Source organism: Saccharopolyspora antimicrobica (genome assembly GCF_003635025.1).
Lineage (GTDB): Bacteria > Actinomycetota > Actinomycetes > Mycobacteriales > Pseudonocardiaceae > Saccharopolyspora > Saccharopolyspora antimicrobica.
In genome coordinates, this window is the sequence record NZ_RBXX01000002.1 from 1,314,518 (window position 1) to 1,339,342 (window position 24,825).

Sequence of the window (24,825 nt, forward strand, 5' to 3'; positions counted from 1 at the left end):
TCGGTCAGCGGGTGGCCGAACCGATCTGCTCCTGGATCTCGGCGTGGTAGGCGCCGACGCGGGCGTAGACGCCGGGCTTGCCCGGACGGGCGCAGCCCTCACCCCACGAGGTGACACCGATCAGCTTGTTGTCCACCACCAGCGGGCCACCGGAGTCGCCCTGGCACGAGTCGATGCCGCCCTCCGGCACACCGGCGCAGACCATCGAGTCCGGGCTGTACTCCCCGTAGGCGCCGGAGCAGGTCTCGTCCGAGGTCACCGGCACGGTGGCCTTCTGCAGGTTGTCGGCCTGCTGGCCGCCCTCGCTGGTGTTGCCCCAGCCGAGGATGGTCGCCTGCGAGTCCGGCGCGTAGCCCGGGTCGTCGGCGGCGGCCAGCTCGATCGGGGCCTCCTGGACCGGGGCCTCCAGGGTGAGCACCGAGACGTCGTAGCCCTGGGTGGCGTCGGTGTACTGCGGGTGCACCCAGACGTCGGTGACCTTCGAGGTGGTGCCCTCGCTGGAGCTCATCACCGTGCGGCCGCTGACCACGTTGATGTCGGCCGGCTGCGAGCCGTCGGTGCAGTGAGCGGCGGTGAGCACCTTGTTCGGGGCCACCAGCGAACCACCGCAGAACTGCTGGCCGCTCGGGGTGACCAGCGCGACGGTGAACGGGTGGTCGGCGATGTCGGCATCCTCGCCGCCGACGATGTACGGGTTGACGTCCGCCGGCTGCGCGGGCTGCGCCTGCGCGACGGAAGCCGCGGAAAGGGCTGCGACGGCGATCGCGGTGACCCCGGCGAACCGGGCCAGGCGACGTGGGGCATCGACCATCGTGTTCTCCTCGTGTCCGAAATCGGCCGCTGGGAACCGAAGTCGGCGGCCTGCCTTCCGCCGACCCGTTACGCACAGCGACTATTCGATCGAACAATATCGACGTCGACGCCGACCGGGAAAGCATCGGAATTTGCCGTTTTAACCAGTACAGCAGGACATTTCCCCAGTTCAACGGCTGGACAACGCAGCAGAACCGGCTCGTCAAGCCCCTTTTCCGATACCCCGCAACCAGAATCGGCGACCGCCGCCGCCCTTCGACCGATGTCGCCGAATCGGACACCGACCAACGCGATTCGTCCATCAGGAGCGCAGCGCGGAACTCCCCCGCCGCGGCCGTTCGGAGCATTCGCCGCGCGGAGAAGCGTCCCCGGCGCACCCCGAACTGCGCCGGGGACACCCCCAACCGCGGCCGGACCCCTCCGACCGGTGGCGCCATCGATCCCCGAACCGATGGCCGACACGCTCCAAGGCCCCGACCGCCCTGTGCGGAGCGTGCTGCCTCTGGTGTATCTGATTCCCGGTGGAATATTCCAGGGCCAATCGGTGGAGCTTGCCTGGTTGATCGTTCAATCTCTCGGACGAGCCCACCGCCGGCTGCCGGGGCAACAGCACCACCCGGAGCTGAAGATCCAGCTCAGCGCGGAACCAACCCGGCGTCGTAGGCGAGCAGCCCGGCCTGCAGCCGGTTCGAGCAGGACAGCTTCACCAGCAGCCGGGACACGTAGCTCTTGACCGTCGCCTCCGACAGGTACAGCCGTTCGGCGATCTGCGCGTTCGACAGCCCCTGCCCCAGGCAGGTCAGCACCTCGACCTCGCGCTCGGTCAGGTCCCGCGCCAGCTCGACCGCCCGCTGCCGCGAGCTCTGCTCGTCCGCCGACGCCGCCACCAGCCGCTTCCGCGCCTCCTCCGAGAGCACGGTGTGCCCGTCGGCGGCCACCCGCACCAGGCCGATGAGGTCGCCCGGCGGCGTCGACTTGACCAGGAACCCGGCCGCTCCGGCGCGCAGCGCGCGCAGCACGTACTTGTCCGCGTCGAAAGTGGTCAGCGCGACCACGGCAGGCGGATCGGGCAGCTTGCAGATGCGCTCGATGCCGGTCAGCCCGTCCACGCCGGGCATCCGCAGGTCCATCAGCACCACGTGCGGCCGGTGCCGCACCACCGCCTCGACCGCCGCCGCGCCGTCCTGGGCGTCGTCGACGACCTCGATGTCGTCGGCCGAGCCGAGGATGGTGCGCAGGTGCGCGCAGACCATCGGCTCGTCGTCGACCACCACGACCCGGATCGGCTCACTCATCGCCGCCCGCCTCCCCAGTTGGCACGTACGCCGGGAGTATCACATCGACCTCGAACCCGCCGTCGGCGGCTGGCCCGGCCCGGAACGTGCCGCCGACCAGCTCGACGCGCTGCTGCAACCCGAGCAGCCCGGCCCCGGAACCGCTGTCCGCCAGGTCCCGCGCGGCCCGGTCCGGCGACCGGGTGTTGCGGACGACCAGCCGCAACCGGTCGTCGCTGTGCAGCAGGCGCACGCTCACCCGGGAGCCGAACGCGTGCTTGTGCACGTTGGTCAGCGCTTCCTGCACCACGCGGTAGGCGGTGCGCCCGACCGCGGCGGAGACCATCCGCGGATCACCGTCCACGGTGTACTCGACCGGTATCCCGACCGCTTCGGACTGCCCGATCAGCTCGGCGAGGTCGGGCAGGTCCGTCGGCGGCGTGGCGTCGGGGCGGGTGTCCTGCTCCGACGAGCCGCGCCGCAGCACGCCGACCAGGTCCCGCAGCTCCTCCAGTGCCTCGCAGCCGCTGGTGCGCAGTTCCTCGGCGGCCTGGCGGATCGCCGGGTCCTCCGCCGCCACGCCCAGCGCCCCGGCCTGCAGCACCATGAGGCTCACCCGGTGCGTGACCACGTCGTGCATCTCAGTCGCCAGGCGGGTCCGTTCGTCCGCCCGGGCCTGCTCGGCCAGCAGCTCCTTCTCCCGCTCGGCGCGCTCGGCGCGCTCCCGCAGCGCTCCCACCAGCCTCCGGCGCGCGCTCACGTAGAGCCCGAGGACCGCCGGGAAGACCGTCCAGATCACGCCCGCGACGATGGCATCGCTGGACAGGTCGTCCCACGGGCGGACGCTGATCAGCGCGGTGATGCTGATCAGGTCCCAGGCGAAGAACTTCCACTTGCGGCCCGTGGTGTAGACGACGGCGGCGTAGACCGCCCACGGCGTGTTCCCGGGCAGCCAGGGGTCGGAGGCCTGGTTGATGAACAGCACCGGGCCCGGCCCGAACTCGATCATCAGCGGCTGCACGACCGCCAGCACCGCGACCATCGACATGAGCACCACCGGATAGCGCCGCCGGGCCAGCAGCGCCAGGTCCATGATCCACATGAGGGCGTCGTTGAGCCAGAGCCCGCCGATCCAGTCGTACGCCCCGGGCGGGGTGTCGGAGGGGTACATCACGAGCAACACGCGGCCGAGCAGAATCAGCCCGAGCACGAGCGCCACGTCGAACGCGGCCTCCCGCTTGGTGTTCCACAGCAGCCGCCACAGCGGGCGGTTCACCTGGAACACGGTAGACAACGACGCGCGGGGGTTCGGCGGAAAACCATACGGTCGGCGATCAGGCCTAGACGAAAGTTGCACTGGGTCGAATCGATCAACGACTTTCGGATCCGGCACGCGCTACCAAGCGCCGTGTTGATCAATGGCGGCCCGGGGCTTGAATTGATGCAAGCTTCCCGATCGCCTTGGGGGAATCATGGAATCCGCTGTGCTCGCAGCACGAACCCGGCCGCCTGCCGGGCCTTGGCTGCGGCCGCTGGCCAAGTGGCCGGTGTTCACCATCGCCGGCCTGGTCGCCGTCGTGCACGTCGTGATGAGCGCGCTCGGAGACTTCTGGATCGACGAGGTCTACATGCTCGCGGCCGGCAAGTACCACCCGGACTGGGGGTACGTCGACCAGCCGCCGATCGCGCCGCTGCTCGCCGCCGCGATGGACTGGATCGCGCCGGGCTCGATGGTCGTGCTGCGCCTGCCCGCGGTGCTGGCGACGGCCGCCGGCGTCGTGATGTTCGCGCTGCTCGCCCGGGAATTCGGCGGTGATCGCCGAGCACAGGTGCTGGCCGCCGGAGCGGGCGCGACCGGGATGTGGGCCGCGCTGGTCGGGCACTGGGTCACCCCGTACACCTTCGAACCGCTGCAGTGGCTGGTGCTCAGCTGGCTGCTGGTCCGTTGGGTCCGGCTGCGCGAGCAGGGCGCCGCAGACGACCGGCTGCTGCTGGTGTTCGGGCTGGTGCTCGGCATCGCCCTGCAGACCAAGTTCCAGGTGGGGATCCTGTGCGTGGCGCTGCTGATCAGCGTGCTGCTGGTGGGTCCGCGCGACATCCTGCGCCGGCCGATGTTCTGGGGCGGGGTCGGCATCGCGCTGCTCATCGCGGCTCCCACGCTGCTGTGGCAGGCCTTCAACGGCTGGCCGCAGCTGCAGATGGGCGCGATCGTGGCGGACGAGTCCCCGATGCTGTCCGGGGGTCGCAGCGGCACCGCGGTCAGCCTCGTGCTGTTCGCGGGAGTCGCCGGTGGAGCGCTGTTCCTGATCGGGCTGTGGAAGCTGTTCCGCTCCGCCGAGCTGCGGCCGTACCGGTTCTTCGCGGTCACCTCGCTCCTGCTCTACGGCTTCTTCGTCGCCACCGCCGCCCGGCCCTACTACCTGCTCGGGATGTACGGCGTGGTGATCGCGGCCGGGCTGCTGGGGCTGCAGCGCCGCCGGGAGGCCAAGCCGTCCCGCTGGGGGTGGACGGCATGGTTCCCCTATCTCGCCTCCGTCGCGCTGGTGAGCCAGACGCTGTGGCTCTCGACCACGATGACGAGCATGTTCGGCATGCCGAGCGCCGATGTGCTCGCCCGCGACACCTCGATCGCGTTCACCGCGCTGCCACCGCAGCAGCAGGAGCGCACGGCGGTGATCGGCGACAGCTACATCTCCGCGGCGATGGTGGAGGTCGGCCGAGCGAAGTACGACCTCCCGGAGGTCTACAGCCCGCACCGGGGCTACGGCTACTTCGGTCCGCCCGGTGATCAGGTCGACTCGGTGCTGCTCGTCGGGGACGTGGAGGACGCGCGGGAGCACTTCGCCGAGGTGCGGCAGGTGCACGACGGCGCCGTTCCGATCTGGCTGTGCACCGGCAGGATCGGTGCCTGGGACCAGATCTGGCCGCAACTGAAATCCCTGTAGGAGGACGCCGTGGCTTCCCACATGACCACGAACGGCCCGTCCGGCCTGCGAGAATGGCGTCCGGATCCAGCCGACCGCAGGAAGGGACCGACAGTGGCCGACGAGAGCACCGTCCGGATACGGCTCCGCCCACCGCGGCACCGCGTGGAGCGCCGCGCGATCGGCTGGTGGACGACGCAGGCGCTGGCGTTCGTCGTCCCGGTGCTGATCGCGCTGGCCGCGACCGCGGTGTTCATCCCGCCCGCGCGCTTCTGGCTGGTGCTGGCGCTCGTGGTGATCGCCGTGCTCAGCGTGCCCTACGTGCTGGTCATGCCGCAGTGGCGGTACCGGGTGCACCGCTGGGAGATCACCGATGACGCGGTCTACACGGCGGCGGGCTGGCTGCGCCAGGAGTGGCGGATCGCGCCGATGTCGCGCATCCAGACCGTCGACACCGTGCGGGGCCCGCTGCAGCAGCTGTTCAACCTCTCCAGCGTCACCGTGACCACGGCTTCGGCCGCGGGTCCGCTGTCGATCGACGGGTTGGACCGGGCGACCGCGCAGGCGGTGGTCGAGCAGCTGACCGCCACCACCCAGGCCACGCCGGGAGACGCGACATGAGCACCGTGATCGACGGGCAGTGGCGCCGCCAGGATCCCAAGGCGATCGCCTCCTACACCATCCTGGTCCTGGCGCCGATGGTGCCGACCATCGGGCTCATGGTCATCTCCGGCACCAGCATCTGGGTGATGCTGACCACCGCCGGGCTGTGGGCCGCCGGCGCGGCGGTGCTCGCCGCGCTGATGGGTGTCGGCTGGTGGTTCACCTGGTACCGGATCACCGCGGAGCGCTTCGAGATGCGCACGGGTGCCATCACCCGCAGCCACCGCTCGATCCCGCGCGACCGGATCCGCAGCGTCGACCTCACCGCCAACGTGGCGCACCGCGTCTTCGGCGTCACCGCGGTCAAGGTGAGCACCGGAGGACAGGGCGGCGACAGCAGCGAGCTGAAGCTCGACGCGCTCACCAAGGAGCACGCCGACTCGCTGCGCCAGGAGCTGCTGTTCGGCGATTCGTCCACTGTGGTCGGTACCGAGGCGCCGGAGCAGGAGGACTCCAGCACGCTCGCCCGGCTCAACCCGGGCTGGCTGGGCTACTCCGCGCTGTCGGTGTCGCTGATCCTGATCGTCTGGGGCGCGATCGCCTCGGCCTTCGGGTCCTTCCGCGAGCTGCTGCTGTCGGCCGGTGTCTTCGCCGCCGTCGGCGAGACCGTGCAGACGACGGCGCTGTGGCTGGTCATCGCGATCGGTGCCGGCTCAGCGCTGGTGGTCGGCGTGCTCGGCGCCTTCGCGCTGTCCCTGGAGATGTGGTGGGGCTTCCGGCTGAGCCGCGACCGCGGGGACACCCTGCAGGTCAAGCGCGGTCTGCTCACCACGCGGTCGATCTCGCTGGAGGAGCGGCGGCTGCGCGGTGTCGAGGTGGTGGAGCCCCTGCTGCTGCGGTGGTTCGGCGGCGCCCGGCTCAACGCCGTGGCCACCGGCCTCAAGCAGAAGAAGGAGGAGAACCAGCCGGACAACAAGACGCTGATGCCGCCTGCGCCCCGCGCCGCGGTGCAGCGGGCCTCGGCAGCGGTGCTGCGCGAGTCGCGGCCGCCCTCGGAGGTCCCGCTGCGCAGGCACCCGCGCGCGGCGCTGCGGCGGCGGATCAACTGGGCGCTGATGTGCACCGCACCGATCGTGATCGCGGCGGTCGTGGCGTTGGTGCTCGACTGGGTTCCGGTGCCGCTGGCGCTCGTCGTGATCGCGGTCGCCCTCCTGGCGTTCCTGGGCTTCGCGGTGGACGCCTACCGCAACCTCGGCCACGCGCTGACCGACCAGTACCTGGTCGCCCGCAACGGCAGCGGGATCCGGCGCACCGTCGTCCTGCAGCGCGATGGGGTGATCGGCTGGAAGCTGAGCCGCACCTTCTTCCAGCGCCGAGCGGGCCTGATGACGGTCGGTGCGACGACCGCGGCGGGCAGCAGCCTCTACGAGGTGCACGACGTGGACGAGTCGGAAGGCCTGGTGCTGGCCCACGAAGCGCTTCCCGGTCTGCTCGCGCCATTCGTGGAACGTCGCTGAAACGCCTCGCGCGGCGGTGCCACTCGCACCGCCGCGCAAAACATGGGTGAAAAGCACAGAGAGCGCGCAAATCCGGCGGTCGCGCACTCACGGAGCGTGCGTCATAGAACGTCGAAGCTGCCCCGCTTGAGCCCGCTGACGAACTCGTGCCAGCGCTGTACGGCGACGGTGATCTGCCCTGCGGCCCGGTTCTTCGTGTCGCGAACTCCGACGCAGTCGCCTCCGAAACCGACCTCCACGCACTGGCCCTGACCTTGGGTCCGCGTGCTGGTGCGCCAGTCGGTGATATTCGCCATCTTCTACAACTCTCCTATGCGTTGTTGCATTAGTTCGACGGAACCGTCTGGATCTACCGCATGCGCACGTAAATGGTCCATCATCGTGACGTAGTTCGACAGCTCTATCTCACGTTCGAGGTAGAGCCCGCCCACGTGGGTTTCGAGGTAGACCACGTCCGGATCGATGTGGTTCGAGTAGCGCAGGATGACGAACGGTCCGGCCTGCGCCGGATGCGCGCCCGCGTCCAGCGGCATCACCTGCAGCGTCACGTGCGGCAACTGCACCAGTTTCAACAGGTGCTCCAGCTGCCTGCGCAGCACGCCGGGCCCACCGACCCGCCTGCGCAGCGCGGCTTCTCCCACCACTGCCCACAACTCCAGCGGGTTCTCCCCCACCACCCGCTGCTGGCGCTGGATGCGCAGATCGACCCGCCTGCTGATCTCCGACTCATCCGCGCGGATGAGGGTCGCCTTCGTGATCGCATGCGCATATTCACGTGTTTGGAGCAATCCGGGGATTGCCTCGGCCTCGTAGGTGTGCATGGAGGACGCTTCGGCCTCCAGGCCCACGTAGGTCTCGTACCACTCGGGCAGGACGTCGCTGTAGGAATGCCACCAACCACGTTTGCGGGCATCGCGGGCGAGGTTGATCAGCTGGTCCCGCTCGCACCCCTCGACCCCGTAGAAGTCCAGCAGCGCCGAGACGTCGCCGACCGAGGGAGACCGCTTCGCGGTCTCGAACCGCCCGATCTTCGCTTGCGTGCAGCCGAGGTGCCCGGCGGCCTGCTGCTGGGTCACCTCCGCTTGTGCCCGCAGTCGCCGCAGCTCGGCGGCAAGACGACGGCGACGCACCGTGGGACTGACTGTCATGATTCCCATCCTGCCCGGATGTCCACACTGCGTCACCACCCCATCACCCTTACGACATCCGGTCCAACGGCCCGCTCCGGCCGATTCGGTGCGGCCTCGATTCACATCGGATACTGGTCGAAGATGGTTACGGTTCTCCCCTGAACGAGTCAGCATCGCCAGGATGGAGTACACCTGCACGGGTAAGGAAATTCCTCCGGAGGAACCATCCGATGGTGATCAGAACGACGCGGGTGCTGTCCTCCGCCTCCGTCGGAAACCGTACATCCGGTATCACATCTTGGGAATCGGCAGCGGTGGACGTGGTGGTCAGGCACGGCTCCCTGGCCGATGCGGAGGCTTTGCTGCCCGTCTTCCTTGCGGCTCCGGAAGAACGCGCCGAGCTGGTGCGGGTGCTGGCCCGGCACGGGGACACCGCGCTGGCCGAACGCCTGCTGGCCGAATGCGTCGACGCGGGCCGCCTGCGTCCCGGAGTACCGGCGGAAGTACTGCGTGCACTGGGGATTCTCGAATCGGAGAATGCCGAGGAGCTGTTGTGGACATACGCCGCAAACCCGGATGATCACGACACCGGTCTGCACGCGGCGCTGGGCCTGCTGCACCTGCCCTGCACCGGAGTGCGCGAGGAAATCGCCCGCGCCCTGGAGAAGCACGAAGGGCGGGCGTTCTTCCCCGAGTTCCTCCCAGCCCTGGCGACGAAGACTCAGGATCCGTCGTGGCTGCAACGGCTGGTGGCCTGGGCGAGCAGGGCGCCTCGACGGACTGCAACGGCGGGCTCGTCCTCGGCATCGCGATGCACGGGCAGGTCGCCGGCACCGAGTTCCGGCGTCTGCTGTGGAATCCGCGCTGGGAGGCCGAAGGCGGCGGAACCGGCACCGACTTCTGGGCCTACGCCGCACCGCGACGACTCGCTGACCGGCTGGGCCGCCGACCTGCTCGGACACGACGACCCGCTGCTGGCCAAGCTCTACCAGCTGGAAGCCGAGCTCAACCTGCGCATGCACCACGAACTGGAGCGGGAGAAGACTGCGGCGCGCCCCGGCGGCCGGTGACGCCCACCGGCCTCGCGATCACGGGCGCGGCACGTTGCGCAGGTTGCTGCGGGCCAGCTGGATCATCTTCCCGACCCCGCCGGACAGCACCGTCCGGCTCACCGCCAGCGCGAAGCCCTTCACCTGGTCGCCGGTGATCCGCGGCGGGATGGACAGCGCGTTCGGGTCGGTCACCACGTCCACCAGCGCGGGCCCCGGCCTGCGCAGCGCATCGGCCAGCGCATCGCGCACCTCGCCGGGCTTCTCCACCCGCACCGAGTAGATGCCCGCCGCCGCGGCGATCGCGGCGAAGTCGACGTGGTCGTGGTCGGTGCCGAAGTCCGGCAGCCCGTCCACCAGCATCTCCAGCTTCACCATGCCCAGCGAGGAGTTGTTGAACACCACGGTCTTCACCGGCAGCCGGTGGGTGCGCAGGCTCAGCAGGTCGCCGAGCAGCATGGCCAGCCCGCCGTCGCCGGACATCGAGATGACCTGGCGCTCCGGTTCGGCGATCTGCGCGCCGATGGCCTGCGGCAGCGCGTTGGCCATCGAGCCGTGCACGAAGGATCCCAGCACCCGCCGCCGCCCGTTGGGCGTGATGTAGCGGGCCGCCCACACGTTGCACATCCCGGTGTCCACTGTGAACACGGCGTCCTCGGCGGCCAGGTCGTCGAGGACGTCGGCGACGTACTCCGGGTGGATCGGCACCTGGGTCTCGACGTTGCGCGTGTAGGCGTCGACGACCCGCTCCAGCTGGCCGGCGTGCTCGCGCAGCATCCGGTCCAGGTAGGTGCGGTCGTGCTTCTGCTGGACGTGCGGCAGCACCGCGCGGATCGTCTCGGCGACGTCGCCGTGCACGGCCAGGTCCAGCACCGTGCGGCGGCCCAGGTGCGCGGGCTCGATGTCGACCTGCACGGTGTTGGCCTGCGGCAGGAAGTTGTCGTACGGGAAGTCGGTGCCCAGCAGCACGACCAGGTCGGCGCGGTGCATCGCGTCGTAGCAGGCGCCGTAGCCCAGCAGCCCGCTCATGCCCACGTCGAAGGGGTTGTCGTACTGGATCCACTCCTTGCCGCGCAGCGCGTGCCCGACGGGCGCGTTGACCCGCGCGGCCAGCTCCATGACCTCCTCGTGCGCGCCGCGCGTGCCCGCACCGCAGAAGAACATCGGCCGCTCCGCCCGGTTCAGCTTCTCCGCCAGCGCGAGCACCTGGTCCTCCGTCGGCACGACGATGGGCGGCTCGCACTCGATGATGCCCAGGCCGTTGGACGAGGGGACCTGCTTCTCCGCCACGTCGCCGGGCAGCACCAGCACCGCCGCGCCGCGCCGGCCGGAGGCGGTCTGGATGGCGGTGCGCAGCAGGCGCGGCATCTGCTCCGGCTGCGAGAGCAGCTCGCAGAAGTGGCTGCACTCGTTGAACAGCTCTTCGGGGTGGGTCTCCTGGAAGAACCCGGTGCCGATCTGCGCGGACGGGATGTGCGAGGCCAGCGCCAGCACCGGCGCTCCGCTGCGGTGCGCGTCGAACAGGCCGTTGATCAGGTGCAGGTTGCCCGGCCCGCAGCTGCCCGCGCACACCGCGAGCCGCCCGGTCATCTGGGCTTCGGCACCGGCGGCGAAGGCGGCGACCTCCTCGTGGCGCACGTGCACCCACTCGATGCCCTCGGTGCGCCGCACCGCGTCCACCACGGGGTTGAGGCTGTCCCCGACGATGCCGTAGATGCGCCGGACCCCGGCCTGCACGAGCACTTCGATGAGCTGATCGGCGACAGTGGGCATGACGGGTCCTCCGGAGGGGTTGTCGGCACGGCCACCCACCCGTCTACGCGTGGGTCACCGACCCCGCAACTCGAAGTCCGCTCATCCGGTCGGCCGAGGTCGGTAACGATCCAGCCGCCCAACCCGATCATCCCGTTGTTCCCAGTAGCTCGTTCGAGCCCGGAACGCCCCCAATCCACTTCTCCGGGAAGGAAACCGCGGTGTCGATCCGCCTCTTCACCACCTGCGCGCTGGCACTGACCGCATCGGCGGTCGCCGGGCTACTGGTCGGCGGGTTCATCGTGGCGAGTGATCGAACACCGGCGCCGACACCCCAGGTCGCGCAGTTCGTCCCGGCCGCGGGCGCCGCCGGGCAGTGACGTCGCTCCACCTCGCGGGACCGCGCCGGGAGCATCGGCTAGCGTCGGGCACATGAGCGAACAGAACCGACTCTCGGTCGGCGACAAGGCACCCGAGTTCTCGCTGCCGGACGCCGACGGCAACACCGTCTCGCTGAGCGACTTCCGCGGCCGGTCGGTCGTGGTCTACTTCTACCCCGCGGCCAGCACCCCGGGCTGCACCAAGGAGGCCTGCGACTTCCGCGACAGCCTCGCGGTGCTCAACGACGCGGGCTTCGACGTCCTCGGCGTCTCGCCGGACAAGCCGGCCAAGCTGGCGACCTTCCGGGACGCCGAGGGCCTGACCTTCCCGCTGCTGGCCGACGAGGACAAGTCGGTCATGACGGCGTGGGGCGCCTTCGGCGAGAAGCAGAACTACGGCAAGACCGTGCAGGGCGTGATCCGGTCGACGTTCGTCGTCGACGCGGAGGGCAAGATCGCCAAGGCGCTGTACAACGTCAAGGCCACCGGCCACGTCGAGCGGCTCCGCAAGGACCTGGGCGTCTGACGACGTGGGCACCGACCCGGCCGGTGCCCCCTCTCAGTCCAGCACCATGTAGACCGCGACGCCCGCGGCGATCACCACGACCAGGTAGCGCAGCAGCGTCGCAGGCAGCTTCTGGGCGAGCTTGCCGCCCACGTACCCGCCCAGCACCGTGGTGGGCACCAGCATCAGCACCGCGATCCAGTCGACCGGCGCGATCAGCGCGTAGACGACCAGCGTGACCGCGCTGCCGATCATGCCCAGCCAGCTCTTGAGCGCGTTCAGCCGGCGCATCGAGTCGGTCGCGGCCAGCACCAGGATCGCGATCAGGATGACGCTGCGCGCGCCGCCGAAGTAGCCGCCGTAGATCGAGGCGAAGAAGATCCCGAGGACCAGGAACATCGTCCGGTCCGGGGCACCCTGCTCGGGCGTGCCGAGCCACTTGCGGATGGTGTTCTGGAAGGCCATCAGCACGGCGGAGAGCCCGATCAGCGCGGGCACCACGGCGTCGAAGACCTTGCCCGGCAGGACCATCAGCAGCACGCAGCCCAGCGCGGAGCCGACCACCGCGGCCGCCGAGGTCAGCCACAGCCGCCGCGAGTTGCCCTTGAGGTCCTGGCGCTGACCGATCGCGGCGCCGACGAAGCCGGGCCCCTGGGCCACCGAGTTGGTCACGTTGGCGACCAGCGGCGGCATCCCGGTGGCCAGCAGCGCCGGGAAGACCAGCAGCGAGCCGCCGCCGGCCACCGCGTTGATCGCGCCGGAGAGGAAGCCGACCACGACGAGCAGGACCGGCTCGAACCATTCGGTGAACACGACCACCGAAGTTAGCTTCTGGAACGACTCAAGTTCCCACTGGGGCGAGCGGTATCACACCGGGTCGAGCCGTTGCGCCCCATTCGGTAACGCTGTTATTTTCTTATAACAGTGTTACCGAACGTCGGAGGGAGTTCCCGTGAGCAACCCGTTCGCACAGGGCAACTACGCGCCGGTCAAGCAGGAGCACACCTGCGCGGACCTCCCGGTGGTCGGCCGGATCCCGGACCACCTCGACGGCCGCTACCTGCGCAACGGCCCGAACCCCAGCGCCGAGATCGACCCCGACACCTACAACTGGTTCATGGGCGACGGCATGGTGCACGGCATCCGGCTCCGCGACGGCCGGGCCGAGTGGTACCGCAACCGCTGGATCCGCTCGCCGCACGTCAGCCGGGCGCTCGGCGAACCGCCGCGCCCCCGCGACCCGCGCGCCGGCCTGGACCTGCTCGGCGCCAACACCAACGTCATCGGCCACGCCGGGCGCACGCTGGCCCTGGTCGAAGGCGGCGCGACGAACTACGAGCTGACCGACGAGCTCGACACCATCGGCCCGTGCAGCTTCGACGGAACGCTGCCCGGCGGCTACACCGCGCATCCCAAGCGCGATCCGGAAACCGGTGAGCTGCACGCGGTTTCGTACTTCTTCGGCCGCGGCAACACCGTCCAGTACTCGGTGATCGGCGCGGACGGCCGGGCCCGGCGCACGGTGGACGTCGAGGTCGGCGGCAGCCCGATGATGCACGACTTCTCGCTGACCGAGAACCACGTGGTGTTCTACGACCTCCCGGTCACCTTCGACACCCAGCAGGCCACCGCGACCGTCGCGCCGAGCTGGCTCCGCCGCCCCGCCCAGCTCGTCCTGTCCGCGCTGATCGGCCGGGTCCGCATCCCGGACCCGATCACCGCCCGGATGGGCCGCTTCACCCCGGCCAACGGCGGCTTCCCGTACCGCTGGAACTCCCGGTACCCGGCGCGGATCGGCGTCATGCCGCGCACCGGCGGCGCCGTCCGCTGGTTCGACGTGGGGCCCTGCTACGTCTTCCACCCGCTCAACGCCTACGACACCGAGCACGGCATCGTGCTGGACGTGGTCCGCCACGCGAAGGTCTTCGACAGGGACCTGACGGGCCCGTCCGAAGGAGCCCCGACCCTGGACCGCTGGACGGTGGACTTCAAGACCGGCCGGGTCCGAGAGGAGCGCCTGGACGACCGCGAGCAGGAGTTCCCCCGCGTCGACGAGCGCCTGATCGGCAAGAAGCACCGCTACGGCTACTCGGTCGGCGCCGACACCCTGTTCAAGCACGACCTGGCCTCCGGACGCACCGAAACCCGCAGCTTCGGCGAGGGCAACCAGGTCGGCGAGTTCGTCTTCGAACCCCACTCACCGGACGCGGCGGAGGACGACGGAGTCCTGATGGGCCTGCGCTACTCGGCGGCCGAGCACCGCAGCGACCTCCTCCTGCTCGACGCCGAAACCCTGGAAACGGTGGCAGAGGTCCAGCTCCCGGACCGCGTCCCGAACGGCTTCCACGGCAACTGGGTCCCGACGACATGACGTGTTCAGCTGGCGGGTGAGTCTTGGGCGGCCAGCTCTTCGGCCAGTTCCATGCAGCGCAGGCGGGCTGGGGAGAAGTCGTAGGGCATCTTGCCGGAGGCTTCGAACACGCTCATGGAGTCGGCCTCCCGCCTGCCTGAGCTCAGGTCGGCCTCGTCATCCGCGGCAGCGGAGTGCAAAGCGTCCCAGGCGTCGAAGAGGGCGTCGTCGTCCTCGCCCAGGCCGGACTCCTCGATGACGGCCTGCAGGGCGCTTTCGAAGGCGTGCCGCTCGGCGGCCACTTGCGCCACCCGCGGATCATCGACGGCGACGCTGTCATCGAGTGCCTCCTCGGCGTCATCGATGCGGTCGGATTCCTCCCGCAGAGCGGGATGCGTGGCCAGGACGACGAAGCGGGTGGCCTGGACGGCCGCGCCGAGCGGGCCGAAGATCCGCTCGGTGACCAGCAGACTGTCCAGGTCCGCCTGACGCAGGGAGCCCTCGGGCAGGCCCTTGAGGCGTTCGGTGACGAAGTCGGAGAGCAGGCCCATCCGGCTTCCTTCGGTGCGCATCCGCTGCACGGCGGTCCGCTGCCGCCGCAATTCCGCCTCCTGCTCGGCGAGAGTTTCCTCCAACCGCTCCAGGACGCCCGCGATACCTCCTCCGCTGTCCGCACCGCCGGAAGCCGTACCGGTGGTGAAGGCGTCACGGATGTCGTTCAGGGCGACCCCGGCGTCGGCCATCTTGCGAATCCACAGCAAGCGGATCATGTCCTCGTACCCGTAGCGCCGGCGGTCGTCGCCGCCCCGCTCGGGCTCGGGGAGCAGGCCGATCTCGTGGTAGTGGCGAATCGCCCGCGGCGTGCTGCCGGCGAAGGCCGCCGCATCACCGATCTTGACCCGGCGGGGCGGCATGAAAGACGAAGGCACGAGCAGGGACCTTTCCTCAAGGAATCGGGGCGTGAGTCCACCGGACCACATGCCGCTGCGGAAGGTGCAACCGAATTCAGAAAAATCCCCTCGCCCCACATCATCGTGCAGGGCGCACAGGGTGGCTCCCTGGCGCCGACCAGCGAATTTGCCCACCGGCGACGAGTTCCGCCAAGATCCCGCACGGAGTCTGTCTGAGGGGGTCTCATGTCCGGACTCGAAACCGCCTTCCTCCGCACCGGCGGAGCCGTCGTCAAGCACGTAGCAACAACCTGGCTGACCAGGAAGAAGACCGAAGCCCGCCGAGGAGCGGACCTCACGGACCTGATCGCCCTGCGCTTCAGCGGGCTCCGCGAACGCGACCGCAGGGCCCTGCGCCGAAAGCTCGAAGAAGTCGGCGAGATCGCAGGCGAGCGCCTCGAAGAACTCTGCGCCCGAGAGTTCTCAGCCCTGGAGGACAACGAACGCCTCGCCGCCTTGAACGCCGTGGTCGACGCGCTCGACGAAGCAGATCTCTCCGACACAACACTGCTCGGTGCGGACCTCGACCCGATCGCGCTTGCCAAGGAGGTGCGGCGGCAGATCCCGAGCGCCCCGCCCCGAGCAGGCCTGAGCGAACCCGCCCGAGCCCTCTTCGACCGAGTCCTGGACCTGAGCTGCGTCCAACTGGTCCACCTGACCCGAGAACTCCCGGAGTTCGACTCCCGCCTCTCCGAAGAATCCCTCCGCCGAGCAACGGCAACCCTCTCCGGAATCGACCAGATCCTGGACAGAATGCCGCTGACCAGCCTCGACGCCCCCACCGGCACAACCCACGACGACCAGTTCCGCCGCCGCTACCTCGACCTGATCGCCAGGCACCACGACGACCTGGAACTGATCGGCGTAAGCATCCGAAGCTTCCGCCCCAAGACCAAGCTCTCGGTGGCCTACCTGAGCCTGACGGTGAACGGTGACGTCCACGGTCGGGCCGACGATGACTCGTGGTTCCTGCACGGCGAGCACCACGGCGGGACGATGCGCGTGGAAGGTGCGCTGAGCGCGTCGGACCGAATGCTCGTGCGTGGTGAAGCGGGTTCGGGGAAGAGCACGCTGCTTCGGTGGATCACCGTCCAAGCCGCCCGTGAGCGCTTCACCGCCGCGCTCGGAAAGTGGAACGGCTGTGTTCCGGTGCTGATCAAGCTGCGCAGTCATACCGGCGATCGGTTGCCGCAGCCCGAGCAGTTCCTCGACCAAAGCGGGCTGATGCTCGGCCCGGTCCCGGACGGCTGGATGCACCGGCAGCTGCTGGACGGGCGAGTTCTGCTGCTGGTCGACGGCGTGGACGAACTCGCCGAGGGCGAGCGCCCCAAGGTGCGGCGATGGCTGGATTCGCTGCTCAAGAGCTACCCCGGCACGAACATCATCGTGACCACCCGTCCGGCAGCAGCGGGCACGAAGTGGCTGCACGCGGAGGGGTTCTCCGCCGTCGACCTGGAACCGATGACACCGCCAGACATCCAGGACTTCGTGGGCCGGTGGCACGATGCGCTTCTCCAGGCAGACACCGGCGCACTGCCGTTCAGCCCTGCCGAGGTCGAAACGCACCACCGGGGCCTGCTCGCGAACCTCGACGCTCGCGGTCATCTGCGCAACCTGGCCCGCAGCCCGCTGATGTGCGCGATGCTGTGCGCCCTGAACCTCGACCGCAGCGGCAACCTGCCCCGCGACCGCAAGAGCCTCTACGAAGCGGCATTGGAAATGCTGCTGGACCGGCGCGACACGGTGCGCGGAATCCCGTCCAACAACGGAATCACACTGGAATACCGCGAAAAGCTCGTGCTGCTCCAGGATCTGGCGTTCTGGCTGAACCTCAACGGCCGTGCCGAACTCGACCGCGCCACGGCAGTGGACCGGATCAGCCGCAAGCTCCGCACGATGCCAACCGTCGACGTCGACGCCGACGCGTGCCTCAAGCACTTGATCGAGCGCAGCGGAGTAATCCGCGAACCGGCCGAAGGCCGCATCGACTTCGTGCACCGTACCTTCCAAGAATTCCTGGCGGCCTGCGAAGTTTCCGAGGAAGGCCACGTCGGCCTGCTGGTGGACAAGGCGGGCTCGGACCAGTGGCGGGAAACCATCATCATGGCGGCGGGCCTGCTCAACCGTCCGGAACGCGCCAGACTCCTGACCGACATCCTCGACCAAGCCGACCGCGCCAACCCCAGGCAACGCCGCCGACTCCGCCTCTTGGCCGCGACCTGCACGGAGTCCGTGCACGAACTGCCCAGTGCGGCCCTCAACCGAGTCAACAAGTGCGTGGGCTCTCTCGTCCCACCGCGCAACACGACGGAAAGCCGGTCCCTCGCCACCATCGGCGAATCGGTCCTCGACCGCCTGCCAAGAGACCTCTCCGAGCTGACCGAGTCCCAGGCAGCCGCCTGCGCGTACACAGCAGCCCTGGTCAACGGGCCGAAAGCCTTACGGCTGATGGAGAACTACGCCGCTGACCCACGGCTGAGCGTCCAGGCCGAACTGATCGACGCTTGGCCGCTCTTCAATCCCGAGCAGTACGCCAAGCAGGTCCTGGCCAACGCGCCGCTGCACGACGGAGCCGTCCTCGTCAACGAGGTTCGCCTGCTCCCCCACCTCCACCACCTCGACCACCTGGAATGCGCTCACCTCGACATCCTGAACTGGCAGGACGCGTACTGGGAGTACGTCGCCGCTACACCGAAGCTGGCCAGCCTCGGCATCACCGCGCAGGAGACCTTCGCCTTCCGCCCGTTGCCCTCGGTCTTGGGCGCCACCTACGTCCGGCTGCACTCCAGCGGCGTGATCCACAACACCGCAGGGCTGGCAGCACTGCGCAACGTGCGAGAACTCAGGATTCACCAGATCGCGAAACCGATCGAGAACATCGACTTCCTGGTTGAGCCGTCTCCGGTGGAAACGCTCTACCTCAACCGCGTCGACGACGCGGCGGCACTGCGGCCGCTTTCCCAGCTCATCTCCGCCGTCAACATCAACCTCCACGGCCCGACCGTGGAACGCTGGATGGACGATCTGCCGAATCCGGAAAGGGTCCTGGATCTGGTAGCTCACGCCACTTCACCGAGCTCCGCTTCCCACATCGGCGAGCGCAGCCCCCAGCTCCGTTGGCTGGCCCTGCGCAACGCCCCGGCCCTGCACGAGCTGCGATTCGACTCGCTGCCGAACCTCGAATCGCTGTCGCTGCCCGACCTCAGCACGTGCTCGGAGTGGTCATCGCTCAACAGCTTGAGCCATCTGCGGAAGGTCTACCTCAGCACTGCGGGCACCATCGACGTGTCAGGTCTCCGGAAAATCGACTTGACCGTCTTCGTCGGCAACGACACCGAAGTCACCGGATCCGAGGCATCCAATGTCCGCATCGGCCGAATCCGACCTGCGAAGCCCGATCAGATCCGCAGAGCCAAGCAATTCATCTACCGCCGTTTCACCAGCGACGGCCATACCGGAAACCGAGAGTCGGCGTACTCGGCGAAGCCGCTACCCGGACCACGATGGCTCGGGTAGCTGCGCGGTAGTACGTCGGGGCGGTGGACCGGGCGCGGGGAGGGGCGACGCCCGGCCCACCTGGGAGGTCCGGTGCCCGCGAGGTCGGGGGCAAACGGGCACCGGACCGGTTCAGGGGTCCGACCGGAGGTGGTGGCGGCCGGTGGGCTCGGCTTGTCGTTGTCGTTCGGCTTCGACTTCGTCGATCAGCTGCCAGACGTTCAGCGCGCCTTCGCCAGCGCCGCTGTGGGCCGCTCGCGGCGGGCGGATGAACAGCATGCTCGCGATCAGCACGTTGACCAGCACGAGCGTCGACACCTGAAGCCAGAACATCCTCATCACCTCATCGCTGAAGGTCGTGTTTGTGCAGGTCAACTGCCATGAGCACTTTCTGCTGCCATAGCGCCACAAAGTGCTCACGGGTCATGACCAGCGGGAACTGATCTGTCGCCAGCAATCCATGCAGGTCTTCTCGCGAACCCACTCGGTCTCCGGCGGAAGTCGCTGCACCTGCCACGCCTCGACCTCGACTCCGCAGTACGACGACACCGAGTCATGCGGCTCAGCCCGCTTCGCGGCCACGCCGAACGCGTGCCGACCGACTCCGACCGGGCGCCAGAACCAGTCCACCGTGGAAAAGCTTCCAGCCATCTCGCCCTCCCAGCGCTTCCGTCGGACCCGTCAGATGATCTATTGACTATCGTCAGAATAGGACTGACGGCGCTCTCTTCGCCATGCCACAATCGGGCTACTTTGGACACTCGGCTGGGCCGATAGGGTTCCGCTCGACGCAACCAGCGGCCGGACAAGAGGAACGCGGATGAACGCGAACGCGCGACGACGGCAAGTAGGAACGTGGCTGGCGAAGCTCAGGCAGGCCAAGGGAATGACGTTCCAGCAGGCCGCCGACGCACTGGAGTGCTCGGACTCCCGGATCAGACATTGGGAAGCCGGGCGGAGTGCACCCAAGAAGGACGACCTCGCCCGTCTGCTCGATCTGTACGACGCTCCTGACGACGTTCGCGATCTGCTCCAGCAAACGCGCAGCGATGTATCGAAGCAGGGCTGGTGGGACAGCTACCGGCTGCCAGAGTGGTTCGGTCCGTACGTCTCGTTCGAGACGACAGCGACCGAGGCGCGGAACTTCGAGGTGGCTCTCGTCCCTGGTCTTCTCCAAACCAAGGAATACGCTTACGAAATCCACCGTGCTGGCCGCTACGTCACGGATCCTCGCGATATCCACAAGCGGGTGGATGCTCGGCTCGAACGCCAACGTCGCCTGACCGAAGAACCGAGGCTCCAGTTCCGCGCTGTGATCGCAGAGGAAGCGCTGCACAGGCAAGTTGGCGGGCACGAGGTCATGAGAGCTCAGATCGAGCACCTCATCGAGTTGAGCCACTTGCCCAACGTGATCCTCCAGGTCCTGCCATTGACTGCTGGCGCGCACGCCAGTCCGGCAGGTGGGTTCGCAGTGCTCAGCTTCGAATCGCCGCACCACCCCGATGTCGGTTTCAGCGACACGCCACTCGGCGGGCACGTCATCGACGACGCGGATGACGTAGCAGCTCTTCGCTACTTGTTCGACGAGCTTCGGGCGTTGTCGCTCTCAGCACCCGATACGGTGACTTTGCTGCATCGAATTTCAGCGCAGCAGGAGCATTGAGGAGGCGATACACCGTGCACGACCTGTCCGGCGTCAAGTGGCGCAAGAGCAGCCGCTCGGCCAGTGGTGGCAACTGCGTCGAGGTCGGGTTCGGGTTCGACGCCGTCGGAGTTCGGGACACCAAGGATCGCGATGGTGGGTACTTAGCCGTCGCTCCTGCTCAGTGGCAGTCGTTCTTGCTCGCCGTCAAGGACGGCAGGCTCGACGGCTGAACCAGCCAGTCCTGCGACGAGCGAAGGGCCCCTGCGACCAGCAAAACTGGTCGAAGGGGCCCTTCGTCAGGGACTCGTGTGCTCAGGCTGCGAGCTTGCGGAGCTCTGGGAGGAGCAGGCGGAGGGCTCGGCCTCGGTGGGAGTCCGCGTCCTTCTCCTCCGGGGTCAGCTCTGCGCTGGTTCGGGTTTCGCCTTCGGGGACGAAGATCGGGTCGTAGCCGAAGCCGTTGGTGCCGCGTTCTTCGCGGATCACCGTGCCTCGCCACTCGCCTCGGACCACCGTTTCCGCTCCGTCCGGGTGGACCAGGGCCGCCGCTGAGACGAAGGCCGCGCCGCGGCGCTCGTCGGGGACGTCCTTGATCTGGCCCAGGAGGAGGTCCAGGTTCGCCTGGTCGTCGCCGTGCTTGCCGGACCAGCGGGCCGAAAGGACTCCCGGCATGCCGTTGAGGGCATCCACCGCGATGCCCGAGTCGTCCGCGATCGCCGGGAGGCCGGTCGCCTTGGCCGCGTCCGCCGCCTTGGCCAGGGCGTTCTCCTCGAACGTCGCTCCCGTTTCCGGGGCTTCCGGGAACTCCGGGACGTCCGCCAGGCCGATGACCTCCACGCCGGTCACGCCCTCGGCTTCGAGGATGCGGCGCAGTTCCACCAGCTTCTTCTGGTTGCGGGTGGCCAGCAGGACGCGGCTCATGCCTTGACCCCCGGCAGCTCGCCCGGGTACGGGGCGGCCAGCGCTTCGGCCTGCATCTGGGCCAGCTTGGCGCAGCCGTCCAGCGCGAAGTCGATCATCTTGTCCATCGTGGACCGCGTGTAGGTGGCGCCCTCGCCGGTGCCCTGCACCTCCACCAGGGTGCCGTGGTCGGTGGCCACCACGTTCATGTCCACCTCGGCGCGCGAGTCCTCCTCGTAGGGCAGGTCGAGACGCACCCGGCCGTCCACCACGCCCACGCTGATCGCCGCGATCGAGCAGGACAGCGGCTTCGGGTCGGACAGCCGCCCGGCCGCGCCCAGCCACGTCACCGCGTCCGCCAGCGCCACGTAAGCACCGGTGATCGCGGCCGTCCGGGTGCCGCCGTCCGCCTGGATCACGTCGCAGTCCAGCGCGATCGTGTTCTCGCCCAGCGCCGCCATGTCGATGCAGGCGCGCAGCGAGCGGCCGATCAACCGGCTGATCTCGTGGGTGCGGCCGCCGATGCGGCCCTTCACCGACTCCCGGGGGCTGCGCGTGTTCGTCGCCGACGGCAACATCGCGTACTCCGCGGTCACCCAGCCCAGCCCGGAGCCGGTCCGCCAGCGCGGAACGCCCTCCTGGACGCTGGCCGCGCACAACACCCGCGTCCGGCCGAACTCCACCAGCACCGAACCGGCCGGCCAGTCCTGGTACCCGCGCGTGATCCGCACCTCTCGGAGCTGGTCGTCGCTCCGCCCATCCGCTCGTGCCACACCACAACCCTAAGCCCGCCCCGCTCCGCCCCTCGTCAAGGGGCACCCCAGGCCCGAGGCGTGTCGGCCGGCGATTTCGCGGGAAATCGCCGGCCCTACGGCCGCCAGACGTAGCGGACGTCGGGTTCGCGCTCCTCGTTGCGGTGGCCGTCGGTGTGCTCGACGGCGGTGAAGCCGTGGCGCTCGTAGAAGCGCCGCGCGGGCTCGTTGACCTGGAACGTCCAGAGCTCCAGACCGTCCGGGCGGCGGCGTTTGGCCAGGTCGACGAGCTGATCGCCCAGTCCGCGGCCGCGGTGCGGCGGGTCGAGGTAGAGCTGGTCGAGCTCAGGGCCGTCGAGCACCAGCAGGCCCAGCAGCTCGCCCGATTCCTCGGCCACCCAGCACTCCGAGTGCGGCACGACGACGTGGGCGAACCAGCTCCGCACCTCGTCGTCGGTGTGCGCTCTGCGCACCGTCGGCAGCGCGGCGGTGAAGGAGCGCAGCCAGACCTCGGCCATCCCGGACGCGTCGGAGCCGGCGGCGGGCCGGAGCACCAGGTCAGATCTCATAGGTGCGATCCGCAGCGACCAGTTCCACGGGGCCGTCGAAGACCGCTTCGGCCTCGGCGAGGATGGCGTTGCCGTCCGCCCACGGCACGACGTGGGTGAGCAGCAGGCGGCGGGCTTCGGCCGTCTTCGCGACCTCCGCGGCCTGGCGGCCCGACAGGTGCACGCCGTCCGGCGCGTCCGGGAAGTCCGCCCAGGACGCCTCGGACAGCAGCACGTCGGCGTTCGCGGCGAGCTCGGCCAGCTGCGGGCACGGGCCGGTGTCGCCGGTGTAGGCCAGCACCTTGCCCTCCGCCGCCACCCGGAAACCCCACGCCTCGCACAGGTGCGCCACCGGCATCGCCTGCACCTCGAACGGCCCGATGCGCACCGGTTCGACGGGCGTCGGGATGAACTCGAACACGTCCGACAGATCCGTCTCGGCCTGCTCCTCGGCGTTCGGCGCGTAGAGCGCGGCGAAGCGCTCCGGGGCGTTCGCCGGCGCGATCACCGGCAGCCGCGCGTGCTCGGGCGGGTTCGGGTGGTAGCGGCGCAGGACCGCCAGCGCGCCGAAGTCCGCGCAGTGATCCGGGTGCAGGTGGCTGAAGAACAGCGCGTCGAGGGCGAACGGGTCGATGAACCGCTGCAGCGCGCCGAGTGTGCCGTTGCCCAGGTCGAGCACGATTCGCGTGCCACCGGACTCCAGCAGGTACCCGGATGAAGGCGAATCCGGGCCGGGAATGCTCCCGGAGCAGCCGAGGATCGTCAGCTTCATGCGGTCGAGCTTGACACGAGCAGCGGCCGGACGGCATCGGCCGCGACCGCTGGACCGAGGAACCGCGTGGCCATCCGGGCGAACCGGTCGGGTGCGCCGGTCGCGCGGAACTCGTGCTCGGGCACCGTCTCCGGCGCTGCTAGCAGGTCGTTCTCGGTCAGCACCCGCACCACGTCCTTGGCCGTCTCCTCCGCGCTGGAGACGAGCGTCACCTGGTCGCCCATCACCAGCTGGAGCACTCCGGTGAGCATCGGGTAGTGCGTGCAGCCGAGCACCAGCGTGTCGACGTCGGCCTGCTGCAGCGGGTCGAGGTAGCTCTGCGCCAGCCCGAGGATCTGCCTGCCGGTGGTGGTGCCGCGCTCGACGAAGTCCACGAAGCGCGGGCAGGCCACCGTGGTCAGCTCGATGTCCGGTGCGGCGGTGAACGCGTCGTCGTAGGCGCGGGAGCGGATCGTCGCGCTGGTGCCGATCACCCCGATGCGGCGGTTGCGGGTGGTGGCCACCGCGCGCCGCGTCGCGGGCATGATGACCTCGACCACCGGGATCGAGTAGCGCTCGCGCGCGTCGCGCAGGCAGGCGGCGGAAGCCGTGTTGCAGGCCAGCACCAGCGCTTTCACGCCTTCCTCGACCAGCGAGTCGGTGATCGCCAGGGTGCGGGCGCGGATCTCGGCCAGCGGCATCGGGCCGTAGGGCGCGTTGGCGGTGTCGCCGACGTAGTGCACGGATTCGCCGGGCAGCTGATCCATGACCGCGCGGGTCACGGTCAGCCCGCCGACGCCGGAGTCGAAGATCCCGATCGGGGCGTCAGTCACCCGGCCAGTGTGCCAGGCCCGCTGCTGGCGACCTGCCGTCGAGTGCTGCGCGCCACCAGCCACGCGGCCAGCAGGCCGCCGAGCGCGCCGAACAGGTGGCCCTCCCAGGAGATGCCCTCCTTGCCGGGCAGCACTCCCCACAGCATGCCGCCCCAGTAGAAGAACAGCGCCACCGCGACCAGGATCTGCGCGACGCTGCGCTGGAAGAAGCCGCGCACCAGCAGGAACACCATCCAGCCGAAGATCACGCCGGACATGCCGATGTGGTACGCGGGCGCGCCCACCACCCAGGTGCCGACGCCGCCGATGACCCAGACCGTCGCCGTCACCGCGATGAACTGCCCGACACCACCGGCCAGGACCAGCCAGCCGAGCACCAGGAACGGCAGTGTGTTCGCCCACAGGTGCGCCCAGTCCACGTGCAGCAGCGGCGCCCACAGGATGCCGTCGAGGCCGCTGACGTCCCGCGGCAGGATGCCGTTGTCGTCCAGGCGGGCGGCCGGGTTGACCTGGTCGTAGAACTCGATGCCGTAGAGCGCCGCGGTGGCGATGAGCATTCCCACGGCGGCGCGCAGCGGGTTCGCGGGCAGCACTCGCGGGCGGGGACGATCAGGCAGCCGGTTCACACATTCGAGGTTACGTGGTGCGTCCCGCCGT

Annotated in this window: 26 protein-coding genes; 10 read left to right on the forward strand and 16 right to left on the reverse strand. The window is 69.2% G+C overall.

Going from position 1 to position 24,825, the window contains the following annotated elements; genetic code table 11:
• Window positions 1-4: 4 nt before the first annotated feature.
• From ATL45_RS06660 to ATL45_RS06670, 3 genes are all read right to left on the reverse strand, one after another.
• Entirely contained in the window at window positions 5-811 is an 807-nt protein-coding gene (locus tag ATL45_RS06660) for a S1 family peptidase (RefSeq protein WP_093157661.1), read from the reverse strand.
• Window positions 812-1,448: 637 nt separating this feature from the next.
• Window positions 1,449-2,108, reverse strand: a complete 660-nt coding sequence (locus tag ATL45_RS06665) for a response regulator (RefSeq protein ID WP_093157659.1) — start codon at window positions 2,106-2,108, stop codon at window positions 1,449-1,451.
• Window positions 2,101-3,363 (reverse strand): sensor histidine kinase, encoded by a 1,263-nt coding sequence (locus ATL45_RS06670; protein ID WP_093157771.1) that lies wholly within the window; start codon window positions 3,361-3,363, stop codon window positions 2,101-2,103. Before ATL45_RS06670 ends, ATL45_RS06665 begins: the two co-directional genes overlap by 8 nt.
• Window positions 3,364-3,571: 208 nt before the next feature.
• On the opposite strand from ATL45_RS06670, the gene ATL45_RS06675 reads away from it, so the two are divergent.
• From ATL45_RS06675 to ATL45_RS06685, 3 genes are all read left to right on the forward strand, one after another.
• Complete coding sequence (locus ATL45_RS06675; RefSeq protein ID WP_246025193.1) at window positions 3,572-5,032, forward strand: glycosyltransferase family 39 protein; 1,461 nt, start codon at window positions 3,572-3,574, stop codon at window positions 5,030-5,032.
• A 93-nt stretch (window positions 5,033-5,125) separates the two neighbouring features.
• The gene (locus ATL45_RS06680; protein WP_246025194.1) at window positions 5,126-5,632 is read left to right on the forward strand and encodes a PH domain-containing protein; all 507 of its coding nucleotides are present in this window, start codon (window positions 5,126-5,128) and stop codon (window positions 5,630-5,632) included.
• A complete protein-coding gene (locus tag ATL45_RS06685; RefSeq protein WP_093157654.1) occupies window positions 5,629-7,131 on the forward strand; it encodes a PH domain-containing protein in 1,503 nt (500 codons plus the stop codon). Before ATL45_RS06680 ends, ATL45_RS06685 begins: the two co-directional genes overlap by 4 nt.
• Window positions 7,132-7,232: 101 nt before the next feature.
• On the opposite strand, the gene ATL45_RS06690 is transcribed toward ATL45_RS06685, so the two are convergent.
• Both ATL45_RS06690 and ATL45_RS06695 read right to left on the reverse strand, forming a co-directional pair.
• Window positions 7,233-7,427 (reverse strand): DUF397 domain-containing protein, encoded by a 195-nt coding sequence (locus ATL45_RS06690; RefSeq protein WP_093157652.1) that lies wholly within the window; start codon window positions 7,425-7,427, stop codon window positions 7,233-7,235.
• Between the two features lie 3 nt (window positions 7,428-7,430).
• Window positions 7,431-8,288 carry a helix-turn-helix domain-containing protein gene (locus ATL45_RS06695; protein WP_093157650.1) on the reverse strand — a complete coding sequence of 286 codons (858 nt, stop codon included), beginning with the start codon at window positions 8,286-8,288 and terminating at the stop codon, window positions 7,431-7,433.
• Between the two features lie 287 nt (window positions 8,289-8,575).
• Between ATL45_RS06695 and ATL45_RS06700 the strand changes: the two genes are divergently transcribed.
• Window positions 8,576-9,331 (forward strand): hypothetical protein, encoded by a 756-nt coding sequence (locus tag ATL45_RS06700; RefSeq protein ID WP_093157648.1) that lies wholly within the window; start codon window positions 8,576-8,578, stop codon window positions 9,329-9,331.
• A gap of 18 nt (window positions 9,332-9,349) precedes the next feature.
• Here ATL45_RS06700 and ATL45_RS06705 read toward each other — a convergent pair whose 3' ends face one another.
• Complete coding sequence (locus ATL45_RS06705; RefSeq protein WP_093157647.1) at window positions 9,350-11,083, reverse strand: pyruvate dehydrogenase; 1,734 nt, start codon at window positions 11,081-11,083, stop codon at window positions 9,350-9,352.
• Between the two features lie 200 nt (window positions 11,084-11,283).
• Between ATL45_RS06705 and ATL45_RS38755 the strand changes: the two genes are divergently transcribed.
• Both ATL45_RS38755 and bcp read left to right on the forward strand, forming a co-directional pair.
• The gene (locus ATL45_RS38755) at window positions 11,284-11,442 is read left to right on the forward strand and encodes a hypothetical protein (RefSeq protein WP_170210111.1); all 159 of its coding nucleotides are present in this window, start codon (window positions 11,284-11,286) and stop codon (window positions 11,440-11,442) included.
• Window positions 11,443-11,494: 52 nt separating this feature from the next.
• Window positions 11,495-11,968, forward strand: a complete 474-nt coding sequence (bcp, locus tag ATL45_RS06710) for a thioredoxin-dependent thiol peroxidase (protein ID WP_093157645.1) — start codon at window positions 11,495-11,497, stop codon at window positions 11,966-11,968.
• Window positions 11,969-12,001: 33 nt separating this feature from the next.
• Here bcp and ATL45_RS06715 read toward each other — a convergent pair whose 3' ends face one another.
• Window positions 12,002-12,760, reverse strand: coding sequence for a sulfite exporter TauE/SafE family protein (locus ATL45_RS06715; RefSeq protein ID WP_093157769.1), 759 nt, complete (start codon window positions 12,758-12,760; stop codon window positions 12,002-12,004).
• A 139-nt stretch (window positions 12,761-12,899) separates the two neighbouring features.
• Between ATL45_RS06715 and ATL45_RS06720 the strand changes: the two genes are divergently transcribed.
• A complete protein-coding gene (locus tag ATL45_RS06720; RefSeq protein ID WP_093157643.1) occupies window positions 12,900-14,318 on the forward strand; it encodes a carotenoid oxygenase family protein in 1,419 nt (472 codons plus the stop codon).
• Between the two features lie 5 nt (window positions 14,319-14,323).
• Here ATL45_RS06720 and ATL45_RS06725 read toward each other — a convergent pair whose 3' ends face one another.
• The gene (locus tag ATL45_RS06725; RefSeq protein WP_093157641.1) at window positions 14,324-15,226 is read right to left on the reverse strand and encodes a MerR family transcriptional regulator; all 903 of its coding nucleotides are present in this window, start codon (window positions 15,224-15,226) and stop codon (window positions 14,324-14,326) included.
• A gap of 207 nt (window positions 15,227-15,433) precedes the next feature.
• On the opposite strand from ATL45_RS06725, the gene ATL45_RS06730 reads away from it, so the two are divergent.
• Window positions 15,434-18,763 (forward strand): NACHT domain-containing protein, encoded by a 3,330-nt coding sequence (locus tag ATL45_RS06730; protein ID WP_093157640.1) that lies wholly within the window; start codon window positions 15,434-15,436, stop codon window positions 18,761-18,763.
• A gap of 111 nt (window positions 18,764-18,874) precedes the next feature.
• On the opposite strand, the gene ATL45_RS06735 is transcribed toward ATL45_RS06730, so the two are convergent.
• Together ATL45_RS06735 and ATL45_RS06740 are read right to left on the reverse strand one after the other, a co-directional pair.
• Complete coding sequence (locus ATL45_RS06735) at window positions 18,875-19,075, reverse strand: hypothetical protein (RefSeq protein WP_093157638.1); 201 nt, start codon at window positions 19,073-19,075, stop codon at window positions 18,875-18,877.
• Between the two features lie 90 nt (window positions 19,076-19,165).
• Window positions 19,166-19,393 (reverse strand): hypothetical protein, encoded by a 228-nt coding sequence (locus ATL45_RS06740; protein ID WP_143121738.1) that lies wholly within the window; start codon window positions 19,391-19,393, stop codon window positions 19,166-19,168.
• A gap of 169 nt (window positions 19,394-19,562) precedes the next feature.
• On the opposite strand from ATL45_RS06740, the gene ATL45_RS06745 reads away from it, so the two are divergent.
• Both ATL45_RS06745 and ATL45_RS06750 read left to right on the forward strand, forming a co-directional pair.
• Entirely contained in the window at window positions 19,563-20,405 is an 843-nt protein-coding gene (locus ATL45_RS06745) for a helix-turn-helix domain-containing protein (RefSeq protein WP_093157635.1), read from the forward strand.
• 14 nt (window positions 20,406-20,419) lie between these two features.
• Window positions 20,420-20,617: a DUF397 domain-containing protein gene (locus tag ATL45_RS06750; RefSeq protein WP_170210181.1), complete on the forward strand. Its 198-nt coding sequence runs from the start codon at window positions 20,420-20,422 to the stop codon at window positions 20,615-20,617.
• 82 nt (window positions 20,618-20,699) lie between these two features.
• Here ATL45_RS06750 and rdgB read toward each other — a convergent pair whose 3' ends face one another.
• From rdgB to ATL45_RS06780, 6 genes are all read right to left on the reverse strand, one after another.
• Window positions 20,700-21,305, reverse strand: a complete 606-nt coding sequence (rdgB, locus tag ATL45_RS06755; protein ID WP_093157633.1) for an RdgB/HAM1 family non-canonical purine NTP pyrophosphatase — start codon at window positions 21,303-21,305, stop codon at window positions 20,700-20,702.
• Complete coding sequence (rph, locus tag ATL45_RS06760) at window positions 21,302-22,057, reverse strand: ribonuclease PH (protein WP_093157632.1); 756 nt, start codon at window positions 22,055-22,057, stop codon at window positions 21,302-21,304. Before rph ends, rdgB begins: the two co-directional genes overlap by 4 nt.
• A 95-nt stretch (window positions 22,058-22,152) precedes the next feature.
• Window positions 22,153-22,605 carry a GNAT family N-acetyltransferase gene (locus ATL45_RS06765; RefSeq protein WP_093157630.1) on the reverse strand — a complete coding sequence of 151 codons (453 nt, stop codon included), beginning with the start codon at window positions 22,603-22,605 and terminating at the stop codon, window positions 22,153-22,155.
• The gene (locus ATL45_RS06770; RefSeq protein ID WP_093157629.1) at window positions 22,595-23,356 is read right to left on the reverse strand and encodes an MBL fold metallo-hydrolase; all 762 of its coding nucleotides are present in this window, start codon (window positions 23,354-23,356) and stop codon (window positions 22,595-22,597) included. The genes ATL45_RS06765 and ATL45_RS06770 overlap by 11 nt, the downstream gene beginning before the upstream one ends.
• The gene (gene murI, locus ATL45_RS06775) at window positions 23,353-24,168 is read right to left on the reverse strand and encodes a glutamate racemase (RefSeq protein ID WP_093157627.1); all 816 of its coding nucleotides are present in this window, start codon (window positions 24,166-24,168) and stop codon (window positions 23,353-23,355) included. Before murI ends, ATL45_RS06770 begins: the two co-directional genes overlap by 4 nt.
• On the reverse strand, window positions 24,165-24,725 hold the full coding sequence (locus ATL45_RS06780; RefSeq protein ID WP_093157766.1) for a rhomboid family intramembrane serine protease: 561 nt from the start codon (window positions 24,723-24,725) through the stop codon (window positions 24,165-24,167). Before ATL45_RS06780 ends, murI begins: the two co-directional genes overlap by 4 nt.
• Window positions 24,726-24,825 lie beyond the last annotated feature (100 nt).